Below are 14,575 nucleotides of genomic sequence, written 5' to 3' on the forward strand. Positions count from 1 at the left end.
TATTATTTCATGCCGGCAATCTTTTATTGCTTACCAAAGTAATGGAATTGGAAACCGGTCCCTTGACAAAAACAAATTGCAATCCGTAGCATCCGTACGAAATTCGTTTTGTTTTTGGAGATATCCCGTGAAGGCCATCATCGCCAAGGGTGCCGCCGTCGTTGCCGCCGTTTTCCTGTTCCATGGCGCGGCCCAGGCCGGCCAGCAGGACTTCACCATCGTCAACAAGACCGGCTACGCCCTGAAGCACATCTACGTCAGCGAGTCGAAGAACAACAGCTGGGATGAAGACATCCTTGGCCGCGACACCCTGGAGGACGGCGAATACTTCGAGGTCAGCTTCGACAAGGCCGAGAAGACCTGCAAGTGGGACATGAAGGTCGCCTACGACGACGGCGAGACCGCCGTGTGGGAGAACCTGGACCTCTGCAAGATCTCCAAGCTGACGCTGAAGTGGAACAAGAACACCGGCGTGACCTCGGCCGGCATCGAGTAACGCCGCCTCGGGCGACATTGAACGGCCCCCGTTCCGGCGACGGAGCGGGGGTTTTTCATTTGGAAAGGTAATAGCCCCGCCGCTCATTGGAAATTGTCCGTGCTGCGGTTCATCAGGTGGATGAAGACGTCCTCCAGCGTCGGCTCGGTCGCCTCCACGCGCACGCCGGCCTCTGCGGCCCAGGGGCGTAACGCCGCATCCAACGCCGCCCCATCCGGGCCGCTGACGTGCAGCCGCGCACCGAAGGCGGCGACCATCTCCACCCCCGGCGCGGCCTGAAGCGCGTCGGCAATCCGCCCCAAATCCGGCCCGCTCACCTCCCGCGTGACAAGGCCCGAGCGCGCGATCACCGCGTCCACCGGTCCTTGCGTCATCAGCTTGCCGTAGGCGAGGTAGGCGATCGCGTGGCAGCGCTCGGCCTCGTCCATGTAATGGGTGCTGACCAACACGGTCAGCCCGTCGTGGGCCAGATGGTGGATCTCGTCCCAGAATTCGCGCCGGGCCTTGGGGTCCACGCCGGCCGTCGGCTCGTCGAGCAGCAGCAGCTTCGGCTCGTGCAGGATGCAGGCGGCCAGGGCGAGGCGCTGCTTCCACCCGCCCGACAGCTCCCCGGCCAGCTGCGCCCGCCGGTTGGCCAGCCCCAGCCGGTCCAGCGCCCCGGCCACCCGCCGCTTGCGGTCGGGCAGCCCGTACATGCGGGCGACGAAGTCCAGATTCTCGGCGATGCTCAAATCCTCCCAGAAGCTGAACTTCTGGGTCATGTAGCCGACCTGCCGCTTGATGGCGGCGCTCTCCGTGCGGATGTCGAGGCCGAGGCACCTCCCCTCCCCCGCGTCCGGGGTCAGCAGCCCGCACAGCATGCGGATGGTCGTCGTCTTCCCGGACCCGTTCGGCCCCAGGAAGCCGTAAATCTGCCCCGCTTCGACCCGGATGGAAAAGTCGTCCACCACCGTCTTCGCGCCGAACCGCTTGACGAGGCCATGCACATCGATGGCGGGGGTCATGGTTCACTCCCTGATTTGAGCGCCGGCCACGAGCCCCCTTCCTCCCACGCTTCGCGTGGGCCCCTCCTTCCCCCACCTTGCGGCGGGGGCAGGTTCTTCTCCCTCCCCCGCCGCAAGGTGGGGGAGGGCCGGGGTGGGGGCCCGTTGCAACCACGCCGGCTCATGGCGCCAGCTCCACATCCACCGGCAGCCCCGGATTGAGCACAACATCCCCCTCCGGCCGCGCCTCCACCCGGAACACCAGCTTTTCCCGGCTGCCGACGCTGTAGATGACCGGCGGCGTGTATTCGGCGCGCGGCGACACATAGGTGACCCGCGCGGTCAGCCCCGCCGGACAGCCGTCGCACCGCACGGTCAGCACCCCGTCCGGCTTGACCCGGTTCATCAACGGTTCCGGCACGAACAGCACCAGCTTCGCGTTCCCCGGCGGCAGCAGCGACACCACCGGCGACCCGGCCGGAACCCATTCGCCGGGGTTGAACAGCGTGTCCTCGACCAGCGCATCGGCGGGTGCGACCGGTGCCAGCTCGGCAAGACGCTTCTCCGCCTGTGCCAGCGCCGCTTCCGCCTGGGTCACGGCGTCCTCGGCCGCGCGCAGCTGGTCGGCGCGCGCCGGCAGGTTCGACACCACCAGCTGCGCGGTCAGCTCCGCCAGCCGCGCCCGGTCCCGTTCGAACGCGGCGCGCGCCGCGTCCAGCCGGTCGTCCGAACTGACCCGCCGGGCCACCAGCGTCTGCTGCCGCTCCATCTCCGCCGAGGAGTAGCGCAGCGCTGCCTCGGCCTGCGCCTTCTGCGCGGCGATCACCGCCACCTCCTCCGGCCGCTTGCCCTTCTTCAGGTCGGCCAGCTGCGCCCGCGCCTGCCCCGCCGCTGCCGCCAGCCGCTCCCGCTCCGCCCGCGCCGAGGTCAGGTCCAGCGCGAACAGAGGCGCCCCCGCCGCCACCCGGTTTCCCCGCGAAACCGACAGCGCGTCCAGCGTCCCCGCCACGGGTGCCGCGATGCGCAGATACTCCCCCTCCACATAGCCGTGCGCGATGGGCGCCGGCCCCGCGCCCAGCCCCAGCGCAACCGCCAGCGCCGCCAGAGTCTCCGACACCCAGCTCATGGCCCGTCCTCCTCCGGAGCGAGCGCGCGGCGCAGATGGTCCAGATGGGTGCGCACCAGCCCCGCCACGTCCAGCGGGCGTCCCTCCACCGCCTCGAAGGCGGAGCGCCATAGGGCGCTCATCAGCATGGGCGCGATGATCAGGCGCACGGTGGCGTCGATGTCCACCGGCCGGAACTCCCCGCGCCCGATGCCGCGCGCCAGCACGGCGGCCATTACCGCGAAGCCGCGCCGGATCACCTCGTTGTAGTAGAAGCGCGCGAGGTCCGGGAAGTTGCCGGCCTCCGCAATGATCAGCTTCGGGATCACCGCGGCCCGCGAGCGCAGGATGCGCCCGGCGATGGCGGTCAGCAGCGCCTCCAGGATCGCGAAGCTCGGCCCCTGCGACTCCGCCAGCATGCGTTCGGCCAGTTCCAGATTCGGCACGATGGCGGCGCGGACCACCGCCTTGAACAGCTCCTCCTTGTTCGGGAAGTAGAGATAGAGCGTGCCCTTGCTGACCCCGGCGCGCGATGCCACGTCGTCCAGCCGCGCCGCCGCGAAACCACGCTCGGCGAAGACTTCCAGCGCGGCTTCCACAATTTCCTGCGGCCGGGCCTCCTTGCGGCGGCGCCAACGCGGAGTGGCAGGGTCCTTGGCGGACTCATCGACGGCCATGGCCGCCTCCCAAAAAAATCGCCGCTCCAAAAATAACTGACTGGTCAGTTATTAACGCGCCCAGCGCGAAAACACCAACGCGCACAAGGGGGACGCGGCGTCCTGCCTCAGCCGAAAGTCATTGTGCAGCGCGATAAATTCTATGCAAAAGGGCTTGCCTTTCCGTGCAATGTTGCCGACACTTTCGATCATCCGTCGAACGAACCAGCTGTGACGGCGGCCGGACGCGGGCGGATCGGTGGTCAAGAGCGCCGATGACGAACGAGCGCGCACCCCACCCGGGAGGAAAGGTTCAGGCGCCGCGCCGGGGACCTGCAGACGGGACGCAATCCAGCGTCACGGATCGGTTTCCCGGATGAGCTAGGGGTGTTGAGCATGCCGGGTGCATCGCGTCAGTCCACGTCGAACCTGGAACTGCTGACGATTTACGAGGTCAGCAAGATCCTGGGTTCCTCCCTCGATCTCCAGCAGACCCTGCGGGAAGTGCTGCGTGCGCTGGCCTACCAGCTGCAAATGCACCGTGGCCGCGTCTATCTGCTGGGCGAGGATAACGTGCTGCGCCTCGTCGCCGCCAACGGCATGTCGAACGAGGCGGTTGCCCAGACCGAATTCCGCGAGGGCGAGGGCATCACCGGCCGCATCCTGAAGACCGGCATGCCCACCGTCATTCCCAATCTGGCCGAGGAGCCGCTGTTCCTCAACCGCACCGGCCGCGACGACCTGGACGAACAGGTGGCCTCGCTGGTCGGCGTGCCGATCAAGGCGGCCGGCACCGTGGTCGGCGTCCTGACCATCGACCGCATTTCCGACGAAGGGCCGCAGGGCCATTTCGGCAGCGACGTGCGCTTCCTGACCATGGTCGCCAACCTGATCGGCCAAACGGTGCGCCTGCACCGCACGGTGGCCGAGGAGCGGCGCTTCATGATGCGGGAAACCTTCCGCATGCAGAAGGAATTGAAAGCCCCCGTCGGCCCGATCAACGACGTGGTCTGCACCAGCCCCAACATGCTGGAGGTGATGGCCCAGGTGCACCGGGTCGCATCCTTCAAGTCCACCGTCCTGATCCGGGGCGAGAGCGGCACGGGCAAGGAGCTGATCGCGCGCGCCATCCACAACATGTCGCCGCGCAAGGACGCGCCCTTCATCCGCGTGAACTGCGCCGCGCTGCCCGAATCGCTGCTGGAATCCGAACTGTTCGGCCACGAAAAGGGCTCCTTCACCGGCGCCCAGAAGGACCACAAGGGCCGGTTCGAGCTGGCGTCCGGCGGTACCCTGTTCCTGGACGAGATCGGCGACATCTCCCCCAACTTCCAGGCCAAGCTGCTGCGCGTGTTGCAGGAGCAGGAGTTCGAGCGGGTCGGCGGGTCGAAGACCATCAAGACCGACGTGCGCCTGATCTGCGCGACCAACCTGAACCTGGAAGAGGCGGTCGGCCACGGCAAGTTCCGCGCCGACCTCTATTTCCGCATCAACGTGGTGACCATCCACCTGCCGCCGCTGCGCGAACGCCGCCAGGACATCGGCCCGCTGGCCCGCCACTTCGTGGCGAAGTTCGCCAAGGACAACGGCATGGCCCTCACCATCACCGACGATGCGCTGGAGGTGCTGAACCGCTGCACCTGGCCCGGCAACGTGCGCGAGCTGGAAAACTGCATCGAGCGCGCGGCGACCCAGTGCCGCGACGGCGCGATCCGCCCGCCCGACCTGTCGTGCAGCGTGAACCTGTGCAACTCGTCGATCCTGTTCCAGTATCAGTCGCTGGGCGCCTCGGTCGGCGGCCTCGCCCCGTCCATGACCCGCGCGGCCAACAATCCGGCGAACGGGCCGGCGAACGGGCCGCACCCCGCCCCGGCCGCCGCCAAGACGCCCGCCCAGCCCGCCATGCCGGCCCCACAGCCGGCCCCGGCCGCCGCGTCGGGCAACTGGCCGGCCTGCGCCAGCGGCTGCGCCGCCGGCCCGACTCCGGGTTGCGGTTCGTCCCAGCCCGCCGCCCCGATCCCGCTCGTGCCCCTGCCCCTTCCGGAACCGGCCGGCGCAGGCGCGAACGCCCCGGCCGGCGCCGGTGCCGCTTCCGGTGCTGGTGTCGAAGTTTCACTGGATGAACCCGAGTCCGGAGCCTTGCGCGACCGCCTGCTCTGGGCGATGGAGCGCACCGGCTGGGTCCAGGCCAAGGCCGCGCGCCTGCTCGGCATGACCACGCGTCAGGTCAGCTACGCCCTGCGCAAGTACAACATCGAGATCAAGCGCTTCTGATCCTGCAACGTCCGGGACAGTCTCCCGGCGTTTGTGCTATCACGAACATCCCGGCCCGCACCGTGCGGCGCCGGGATCGCATCGCCCCAATCCCTCGCGCCGGCCTTCGCACGATATGGAAAAGCCCCTCGCGCTCCTGTTCGTGGACATCGCCGACAGCACCCAGCTGTACGAGCGCGCCGGCAACGTGAAGGCGGCGGCCCTGACGCAGCGCGTGCTGAAGCACCTCCGCCTGATCATCGAGACCAACGAGGGCACGGTCATCAAGAGCCTCGGCGACGGCCTGCTCGCCGCCTTTCCGACCGCCGATGATTCCGCCCGCTCGGCCCTGTTCATGATGGAGCAGCAGGAGGATTACGGCCTGCGGCTGCGCGTCGGCATGCATTTCGGCCCGGTGATCCGGGGCAAGGAAGACCTTTACGGCGACGCCTGCAACGTCGCCGCCCGCGTGGAGGGCATCGCCCGCGCGGGCGAAATCCTGGCGACCGAGGAGTTCGTGCAGCGACTCTCCCCCGACCTGCACCGAAAGGCCAAGCTGCTCAGCAACGTCACCGTGAAGGGCAAGACGGCGCCCGTCCGCGTCCACCAGATCCGCACGGCGGAGGAGGAGGACGCCGTCGAGGGCACGACCATCGCCCTGGTCGTGTCGGACAAGGCGGATCATCGCGGCCTGCTGACCCTGCGCCTGACCTACCGGGGCACGGTGGTGACGATGAACCGCCTGCTGCCCCGCGTCACCATCGGCCGGGAGGAAAGCAGCGGCCTGCGCATTCTGTCCCGCCAGACCTCGCGCCAGCACGCGGTGATCGACTTCAGCCGCGAGAGCTTCATCCTGACCGACCATTCGACCAACGGCAGCTTCATCCGCACCGGCGACTCCCTGCCCGTGGTGCTGCGCCGCGATTCGACCAAGCTGGTCGGCAGCGGCCTGATCGGCTTCGGCGCCGAACCCCAGGACGCGTCCGAAGACCACGTCGTCACCTTCCACGGCGAGTTGGCCTGAAGGCCCCTTGTCATATCCCCGACACGGCCCCGCCATTGTCCGTCCTGTGTCCGCCTTTGTCGCAATGCCGACATGGCCCACACACCCGACAAAGCGCGCTAACCCATTGATTCGGAACAACAAGCGCAACTGGCCCCGAACTTGCTTTTCCACTCCCGACCGACAGCGCCGGCGGCGCGGCAGGGAAGGAGTGGACGATGGGCAATGTGATTTCGCTCGACAGCATCCTGGGCCTGGGTGAGCTGAAGGCCCCCGCCGAGACGCCGGTCGCCGCCGCGTCCGGCTGCGTCTCCTCGTCCTGCGGATCGTCGGACGGCCCCGCCGACATGGACCCGGCGGTGTGGGAGAAGGTGAAGAACCATCCCTGCTACTCCGAGGAGGCCCACCACTACTTCGCCCGCATGCACGTCGCGGTGGCGCCGGCCTGCAACATCCAGTGCAACTACTGCAACCGGAAATACGACTGCTCGAACGAAAGCCGTCCGGGGGTGGTCTCCGAGAAGCTGACGCCGGATCAGGCCCTCAAGAAGATCCTGGCCGTCGCGCAGGAGATCCCGCAGCTCTCCGTCATCGGCATCGCCGGCCCTGGCGACAGCCTCGCCGCCAACGGCAAGAACACCTTCAAGACGTTCGAGATGCTTCAGAAGAAGGCTCCGGACCTGAAGCTCTGCCTGTCCACCAACGGCCTCGCCCTGCCGGACCATGTGGAGACCATTGCGCGCTACAACATCGACCACGTCACCATCACCATCAACGCGGTCGATCCGGAGGTCGGGCAGCACATCTACCCCTGGATCTTCCACGACCACAGGCGCTGGACCGGCCTCGACGCCGCGAAGATCCTGCATGAGCGCCAGATGCTCGGCCTGGAGATGCTGACCTCGCGCGGCATCCTGGTGAAGGTGAACTCGGTCATGATCCCGGGGATCAACGACGAGCACCTGCTGGAGGTGAACAAGGCCGTGAAGGCGCGCGGCGCCTTCCTGCACAACATCATGCCGCTGATCTCCGACCCGGCGCACGGCACCCACTTCGGCCTGACCGGCCAGCGCGGCCCCACCGCGCAGGAGCTGAAGGCGTTGCAGGACCAGTGCGAGGGCGGGGTCAAGCTGATGCGCCACTGCCGCCAGTGCCGCGCCGACGCGGTCGGCCTGCTGGGCGAGGACCGCGGCGACGAGTTCACCCTCGACCGCATCGAGGCGATGGGCGAGGTGGACTACGACGCCGAGGCCGCCCGCACCTACCGCGAGCATGTCGAGAACGAGCGCGCCGGCCGCCACGCCGCCAAGGCCGCCGCCCAGGCCGAGGTCGTGGAGACGGTCGGCGACACGGTACAGCCCATCCTGATCGCCGTCGCCACCAAGGGCGGCGAGCGCATCAACGAGCATTTCGGCCACGCCAAGGAATTCCAGATCTACGAGGTCGGTCCCAAGGGTGCCAAGTTCGTCGGCCACCGCCGCGTCGACCAGTATTGCGAAGGCGGCTCGGGCGACGAGGATGCGCTCGACACGGTGCTGTCGGCGATCAACGACTGCGCGGCGGTGTTCGTCGCCAAGGTCGGCGGCTGTCCATCCAAGAAACTGGAGGCCGCCGGTATCGAGCCGGTTGACCGCTTCGCCTTCGAATACATCGAAGAGTCGGCATTGACCTACTTCAAGGATTACGCGGAGCGGCTGAGCCAAGGTGCGATCAACTCGCGCGCCGGGCAGGACGCCGTGATCCGCACGGGCGCCTTCACCGCCCGCCGCGCCTGATCGAACCACCCGCCAACAATCACACAAACAATCACTTGACGGCCCACCGCAACGGCCGTCACCGACCACCGAAGGAGAGTGCCATGGCTTACAAGATCAAGGCTTCCGACTGCACCGCCTGCGGCGCCTGCGAGGCCGAGTGCCCGAACGGCGCCATCAGCTTCAAGAAGGGCGCCTACGCCATCAACCCGTCCATCTGCACCGAGTGCAAGGGCCAGTTCGACAGCGCGCAGTGCGCCTCGGTCTGCCCGGCCGACTGCTGCGTCCCGGCCTAACTCTCGAAGCCGCCGCCCTATTCCCCCCTCTCCCCCTGGGGAGAGGGTCGGGGTGAGGGAATTTTAGCCGCCGGAGCGCACCGCCATGCTGGACGAGGTGGATGAACGCTGGCTCACCCGCCGCTATTACGGCGGAGACCTGCCGCCCGAAGCGGAGCGGCTCCTGCACCTCGCCGCCGCCAACTATTCGGATGGCGACGCCGCCGCGACCTACCTCGCGCAGGCCGCCACCATCGCCCCGCACCACCGGGCGGTCGATCTCGGCCACTACAAGTTCCATTTCTACAAGGCCAACCTGGATCAGGCCCTGGTCTACGGCGAGCGCATGCTCGGCCACGCCATGGCTGCCATCGGCCTGAACCACACCGACTGGCGCGTCGTATCCCCCGATCACGCACACTTCACCAGCTTAGCCCCGGCCCCGCGTATGTTCCTCTTCGCGCTGGTCGCCGTCGGCTACCTGCTGCTGCGCCTCGGCCGCATCGAGGACGGGCGCGAAGCCCTCGCCAAGGTCACCGCCCTGGATCCCAAGGACAGGCTCGGAGCCGCGCGCCTTCTGGCCGTCGCGGACCGTCACGGGCGGGAGGACGAGTCATGAGCGACGACATCGACAGCGCTCTGGACTGGCTGGGCCGCCCGGTCGATTGCGACGCCTGCGCCCACCGGGACCGTCTGGCCGGGGGCGGATGCGAACCGCTGCGCGCCTGCGTCCACGACCGCTACGCCAAGCGCATCCAGCGCTTCTTCGAATGGAACCGGGATCTGGCGGGCGAGCATCTCGACCATCCCTATTTCGAGGTCCGCGCCAACGCCGCCCGCTTCGCGCCGATCTTCATCGTGCCGCGCCTGATGGAGGATCGGGACGAGACCGTGCGCGCCGCCGTGGCCCGCCGCCTGCCCCGCCGCCTGCTGCTGAAGATGCGCGACGACCCCGACCGCGAGGTGCGCATCGCCGTCGCGTCCCGGCTGGAGGACGCCGACCTCGCGCCCCTGATGCGCGACCCGGACTATTCCGTGCGCCTGCGCGTCGCCCGCCGCGCGCCGGAAGGCATGCTGCCCGCCATGATGCACGACGAGGATCCGGAGGTCCGCCTCGCCGTGGCCGAGCGCATCGGCCAGGAATGGCTGATGAGCATGGCCTGGGACGACAGCGGCCGCGTCCGCCTTCTGGTCGCCCAGCGCCTGCCGCCGGAAAAGCTGGCCGCTCTGGCGCAGGATCCCGACTGGTGCGTCCGCTTCGTGGTCGCCAGCCGCATCGACCCCGAATACCTGGAACCGCTGACCCACGACCCGGTGGACGAGGTGCGCACCGTCGCGCGGCAGCGCCGCGCCGGCGCCGACGTCCCCGGCACCCTGATCCCCGACTGAGGAGCGACCGAATGCGCGAGCGCGCCCGCGACCCCAACGACACGATCGAGCTGGAAAGCCGCCCCGTCTTCGAGGAAGGCCAGAAGGTCTGCGCTCTCAAGGACGTGCGCAATGACGGCACCTACCCCGGCCGCCCGATGGGCGACTTCCTGATCCGGGCCGGTGACGTGGGCTACGTCAAGTCCGTCGGGACCTACCTTCAGATGTATTACATCTACGGCATCGACTTTTACGAGAAGCGCATCATCGTCGGCATGCGCGCCAAGGAACTCGAACTCGTCGACGCCACCTGCAACGACCCGAAATAGAGGAGCGCTCCCATGACGGAAGCCGCCAATACCGACGCCAAGGGCACCGAAGCCAAGAAGCCCGGCTTCATTCCGCCGCGCGAGCCACTCTACGACTGGGGCATGGTCGTGACGACGGTGGAGGATCTGTTCAACGACGGCAGCCACCCGCACGCCGCCGAGGGAGCCCTGCTGGTGCCGAAGGGCACGCCCGGCACCATCGTCCGCATCGGCCACGCCGAGGGCACGCAGATCCCCGTCTATCTGGTCGAATTCCCCGGCGGTGTCGTGGTCGGCTGCCTGGAAGAGGAAATCGTCCCCGCCGACGGCAAGCGCCGCGGCGTCCCCGGCGTGATGGAATGATCGTGATGGAATGATGATCTATCTCGACAACAACGCGACGACTCCCCTGGCTCCCGAGGTGCGGGAGGCCATGCTGCCGCACCTGTTCGACCAGTACGGCAACCCGTCCAGCCCGCACGCCCTGGGCATGGCCGCCAAACAGGCGGTCGGCGAGGCGCGCGGGCGGGTGGCGGGCCTGATCGGCGCGAAGTCTGCCGAGATCCTCTTCACCGCCAGCGCGACCGAGGCCAACCACACCGCCGTCCTTGGCACGCTCCGCGCCCTTTCCGAGGCGGCCTCCCCCCGCCGCCACCTCGTGACGACGGCGGTCGAGCATCCCTCGACTCTGATGCTCGTCAAGGATCTGGAACGCCAGGGCTGGCGCGTCACGATCCTGCCGGTGGACGGGACGGGTTCCATCGCCCTGCCCGACCTCCGCGCCGCCGTCACCCACGAGACCGCGCTGGTCTCCGTCATGTGGGCCAACAACGAGACCGGGACCGTGCTGCCGGTCGCCGAAGCCGCCGGGATCGCGCGCTCGGCCGGCGCCCTCTTCCACACCGACGCGGTCCAGGCCGCCAGCCGGCTGCCCATCAACGTCGGCACCGTCAACGCCGACCTGCTGACCCTGTCCGCCCACAAGATGCACGGGCCGAAGGGCATCGGCGCTCTCTACGTCAGCAAGGGCACGCCCTTCGCCCCGCTGATCCACGGCCATCAGGAACGCCGCCGGCGCGGCGGCACGGAGAACGTCCCGGCCATCGTCGGCTTCGGCGCCGCCGCCGTGCTGGCCCAAGCGTCCGTGGCCGACACCGCCGGCATCGCGGCCCTGCGCGACCGGCTGGAGAGCGGCATCCTCACCCGCTGGCCGGGCGCCCAAGTGAACGGCGCTGGGGCGCAACGCCTGCCCAACACGACCAACATCCGTTTCGCCGACCCGCAGGGGCGCCCGGTGGACGCCGAGGAACTGCTGATGCGGCTCGACCGCGCCGGCATCGCCGTGTCCATGGGCGCCGCCTGCGCGTCCGGCGGCAACGAGCCGAGCCACGTCCTGACAGCCATGGGCCTGTCGGGGGCGGAGGCGGCGGCATCCCTCCGTTTCTCGCTCAGCCGCTATTCCTCGGCCCCCGAGGTGGACGCGGTGCTCACCGAACTGCCGGCCCTTCACGCGCGGCTGGCGGCTTAACAACGACCAACGAACACACGACTGGAGACCGACATGAAGGTGATGGTGCGCAAGGCGGGCGAGCAATACACGATCTACGTCGCCAAGAAGGACCTGGAGGAGCCCATCGTCGAAATGGAAAAGCCGGGCCTGTGGGGCGGCTGGATCAAGGTCGCCAACGGCTGGACGCTCGACCTGCCGGACATGCCGGCGGACACCCGCCTGCCCATCACCGTCGAGGCCAAGAAGCGCGGCGCGGAGTAACGGCCATGGCCCTTTCCCTTGAGCGGATCGACAGCATCGCCAATCTCGCCGGCAGCCTCTTCGCCGCCGGTGAAAAGCTCGACAGCGTGGTGCGCCGCGTCCGCGAGGCGCATCCCGACCTGTCCAACGTCACCGGCAGCCACGCGGCGGTGATGGCCGAGGATCCCTTCCGGGAAGAGGCCGGGTTCAACCTCTATCTGGTGGACGGCAGCAACCATTGCTGGCTCATCACCGACAAGCCGGAAGCCGCGACCGGCGTCGTGATCGGCCAACGGGACGAGGACGACTGAATGACCGACATCCAGGCCGACACCGACAACAGCCTCGGCGACTACATCCCCCTCGTCGATCCCGACATTTCCGATGTCGAGGTGGAGGTGCTGGGCCGCATCCTGAAATCCGGCAGCCTCAGCGACGGGCGCATGGTGCAGGCGTTCGAGGACGCGTTCGCCGCTTATCTCGGCCGCGCCCACGCGGTGGCCGTGTCCAGCGGCACCCTCGCCACGCTGCTGGTGCTGAAGGCCAAGGGCATCGGGCCGGGAGACGAGGTTCTGTGCACGCCCTTCGGCTGGCATCAGGTGCAGCACGCCATCACGCTGGCGGGCGCCACGCCGGTGTTCGTGGACATCGACTATTGGCAGCACACCATGAACCCGGCCAAGGCGGCGGACAGGATCACGCCGGCGACCAAGGCCATCCTCGCCGGCAACGTCAACGGCCACCCCGCCCACTGGGACGAGCTGAAGGTTCTGGCCGCCGCCAACAGCCTGTTCCTGATCGAGGATTCGACCGAGGCCATCGGCTCCACCTACAAGGGCAAGCTGGTCGGCAGTTTCGGCGACTGCGCGGTCTTCGACTTCTCCGAACCCGGCGTCCTGCTGACCGGCGAAGGCGGCATGATCGTCACCGACGACAAGGATCTGGCGCACCAGCTGCGCTATCTGCGCCGCCGAGAGGTCGAGCACCGCAACACGGTGGTCATCACCCGCACCATTCCCTTCCAGGCCGGCATGAGCAACCTGACCGCCGCGCTGGGCCTCGTCCAGCTGAAGCGCCTGCCGGAAATCCTGGAAAAGCGCCGGCGCGTCGTCGGCTGGTACGAGGCGGCGATGGCCTCCTTCGAAGGCATCAAGCCGCCCTACAAGGGGCCGGGCGCCACCGACGTGCACCCCATGGTCTACACGGTCCACCTCGGCACGCGCTTCACGGCCAGCGGCCGCAAGGCGATCATCGAGGATCTGGACACGCACGACATCGACGCCTCGGATTACGGCCAAGCCCTCTATTCGCAGCAGCACTATCAGGAACGCGGGCATTCCCGCGCCGACTGCCCGGTCTGCCAGAAGACGGTGGACCGCGCGCTGGCCCTGCCGCTGCACCACAAGGTCACCGAAGCGCAGATCCAGTTCATCGTCGACACGCTCAAGGACGCCACCGTCAACACCGGAGCCGGAGCGGCGATCTATCTGTAAGGGGATTAGCATGACCGACACCGCCGCCATCAACGCCGGGTCCCTCGACGCCGGGTCCCTCGACGCCGGATCCATCGACACCGCGACCATCGTCACGGACATCGCCGCCGCGCTGAAGGCGCGCAGCGTGGTGCCCTACGTCGGGCCGGGCGCCTTCGCGCTGCTGCCCGAGGCCGACTGCCCGATCCCGCGCAATTCTGCCGAACTGGCCCAGCGCCTGAACGCCAAGGTCGCCGCGCCCGGCCGCATCCGCAGCCAGCTGACCGCCGTTGCGCAGTTCATCGAATCGCGGCGTCACCGCAAGACCCTGGACACGATCCTGAACGAGATCTTCCGGCGCGAGGCCCCCGCCACGCCGGTGCACGCCTGGCTGGCCACCCTGCCCGCCCCGGCGCTGATCGTGGACGTGTGGTACGACAACGTCCTGGAATCCCTGCTGTCGTCCGAGACCGCCCGCCTTTGGGGCCAAATCCAGGGCCTCTCCCACCCGCAGGGCGCCGGGGAATGGGTGAAGCACTACGCCCCCGACGGCTCCGAAGTGACCGCCGAGGCCGCCGCCGGCTGGGATACCGTTCTCTACAAGCCCTCGGGCAGCGCGTCGCCGGCCGGCAACTACCTGATCTCCGACAGCGACTTCGTCGAGATCCTGACGGAAATCGACATCCAGACGCCGATCCCGCCGGTCGTTCAGGAGCGCCGCACGGGCAAGAACTTCCTCTATCTCGGCTGCCGCTTCGACCAGGAGATCCAGCGCACCTTCGGCCGCCAGATCGCCAAGCGTTCGTCGGACAAGCATTGGGCCGTGATTGAGGGCGAGTTGTCCAAGAACGAAGCCCGTTTCCTCGAACAGCACAACATCACCCGCCTCGACCTCCCCCTCGCCGAGGCCATCCGCCAGATCGGCGAAGCGATGGCGTAGGGAATCGAATTCTCTCCCCCACCCATCACAACCCTCTCCCCTCTGGGGAGAGGGGGGCCCGGAGGGCCGGTGAGGGGGCCGGCAATTCCGAACTCTCTGGTCCCCCGTGATCCCCCTTACCCTGACCCTCTCCCCAGAGGGGAGAGGGAATAAACGCGCAACCTTGCCCCAGGGCACCGCCTGGGCTACGCTATCTCCGCTCAACGCCCGAA

The 14,575-nt window shown here is 68.2% G+C and carries 17 protein-coding genes; 14 read left to right on the plus strand and 3 right to left on the minus strand.

The window, feature by feature from the left end; translation table 11 throughout:
- Nucleotides 1-127 precede the first annotated feature (127 nt).
- Nucleotides 128-496, plus strand: coding sequence for a hypothetical protein (locus tag J2852_RS06860; RefSeq protein WP_209872884.1), 369 nt, complete (start codon nt 128-130; stop codon nt 494-496).
- 83 nt (nt 497-579) lie between these two features.
- On the opposite strand, the gene J2852_RS06865 is transcribed toward J2852_RS06860, so the two are convergent.
- The 3 genes from J2852_RS06865 to J2852_RS06875 form a co-directional block, all read right to left on the minus strand.
- Nucleotides 580-1,500, minus strand: coding sequence for an ABC transporter ATP-binding protein (locus J2852_RS06865; protein ID WP_209872887.1), 921 nt, complete (start codon nt 1,498-1,500; stop codon nt 580-582).
- 160 nt (nt 1,501-1,660) lie between these two features.
- On the minus strand, nt 1,661-2,605 hold the full coding sequence (locus J2852_RS06870; protein WP_209872890.1) for an HlyD family secretion protein: 945 nt from the start codon (nt 2,603-2,605) through the stop codon (nt 1,661-1,663).
- Nucleotides 2,602-3,261, minus strand: a complete 660-nt coding sequence (locus J2852_RS06875) for a TetR/AcrR family transcriptional regulator (RefSeq protein WP_209872893.1) — start codon at nt 3,259-3,261, stop codon at nt 2,602-2,604. Before J2852_RS06875 ends, J2852_RS06870 begins: the two co-directional genes overlap by 4 nt.
- Nucleotides 3,262-3,636: 375 nt before the next feature.
- Between J2852_RS06875 and nifA the strand changes: the two genes are divergently transcribed.
- The 13 genes from nifA (at nt 3,637) to J2852_RS06940 (ending at nt 14,363) form a co-directional block, all read left to right on the plus strand.
- The gene (nifA, locus tag J2852_RS06880; protein ID WP_209872896.1) at nt 3,637-5,514 is read left to right on the plus strand and encodes a nif-specific transcriptional activator NifA; all 1,878 of its coding nucleotides are present in this window, start codon (nt 3,637-3,639) and stop codon (nt 5,512-5,514) included.
- A 115-nt stretch (nt 5,515-5,629) separates the two neighbouring features.
- A complete protein-coding gene (locus J2852_RS06885; protein WP_209872899.1) occupies nt 5,630-6,517 on the plus strand; it encodes an adenylate/guanylate cyclase domain-containing protein in 888 nt (295 codons plus the stop codon).
- Between the two features lie 197 nt (nt 6,518-6,714).
- Nucleotides 6,715-8,271: a nitrogenase cofactor biosynthesis protein NifB gene (gene nifB / locus J2852_RS06890; protein WP_209872903.1), complete on the plus strand. Its 1,557-nt coding sequence runs from the start codon at nt 6,715-6,717 to the stop codon at nt 8,269-8,271.
- An 83-nt stretch (nt 8,272-8,354) separates the two neighbouring features.
- Nucleotides 8,355-8,546, plus strand: coding sequence for a 4Fe-4S dicluster domain-containing protein (locus J2852_RS06895; protein ID WP_209872906.1), 192 nt, complete (start codon nt 8,355-8,357; stop codon nt 8,544-8,546).
- Between the two features lie 85 nt (nt 8,547-8,631).
- Entirely contained in the window at nt 8,632-9,144 is a 513-nt protein-coding gene (locus J2852_RS06900; protein WP_209872909.1) for a hypothetical protein, read from the plus strand.
- Nucleotides 9,141-9,914 (plus strand): 4Fe4S-binding leucine-rich repeat protein, encoded by a 774-nt coding sequence (locus J2852_RS06905; protein ID WP_209872911.1) that lies wholly within the window; start codon nt 9,141-9,143, stop codon nt 9,912-9,914. Before J2852_RS06900 ends, J2852_RS06905 begins: the two co-directional genes overlap by 4 nt.
- Before the next feature lie 11 nt (nt 9,915-9,925).
- Entirely contained in the window at nt 9,926-10,222 is a 297-nt protein-coding gene (locus tag J2852_RS06910; protein WP_209872918.1) for a nitrogen fixation protein NifZ, read from the plus strand.
- Between the two features lie 12 nt (nt 10,223-10,234).
- A complete protein-coding gene (locus J2852_RS06915) occupies nt 10,235-10,564 on the plus strand; it encodes a nitrogen fixation protein NifZ (RefSeq protein ID WP_209872920.1) in 330 nt (109 codons plus the stop codon).
- Between the two features lie 10 nt (nt 10,565-10,574).
- Nucleotides 10,575-11,729: a cysteine desulfurase family protein gene (locus tag J2852_RS06920; protein WP_209872922.1), complete on the plus strand. Its 1,155-nt coding sequence runs from the start codon at nt 10,575-10,577 to the stop codon at nt 11,727-11,729.
- A 33-nt stretch (nt 11,730-11,762) separates the two neighbouring features.
- Entirely contained in the window at nt 11,763-11,972 is a 210-nt protein-coding gene (gene nifT / locus J2852_RS06925; protein ID WP_209872924.1) for a putative nitrogen fixation protein NifT, read from the plus strand.
- Between the two features lie 5 nt (nt 11,973-11,977).
- On the plus strand, nt 11,978-12,262 hold the full coding sequence (locus J2852_RS06930) for a hypothetical protein (RefSeq protein ID WP_209872926.1): 285 nt from the start codon (nt 11,978-11,980) through the stop codon (nt 12,260-12,262).
- Nucleotides 12,263-13,444, plus strand: coding sequence for a DegT/DnrJ/EryC1/StrS family aminotransferase (locus J2852_RS06935; protein WP_209872928.1), 1,182 nt, complete (start codon nt 12,263-12,265; stop codon nt 13,442-13,444).
- Between the two features lie 10 nt (nt 13,445-13,454).
- Nucleotides 13,455-14,363, plus strand: a complete 909-nt coding sequence (locus tag J2852_RS06940; protein WP_209872930.1) for an SIR2 family protein — start codon at nt 13,455-13,457, stop codon at nt 14,361-14,363.
- Nucleotides 14,364-14,575: the final 212 nt, after the last annotated feature.

It is taken from the genome of Azospirillum soli (assembly GCF_017876165.1).
Classification (GTDB): Bacteria; Pseudomonadota; Alphaproteobacteria; order Azospirillales; family Azospirillaceae; genus Azospirillum; species Azospirillum soli.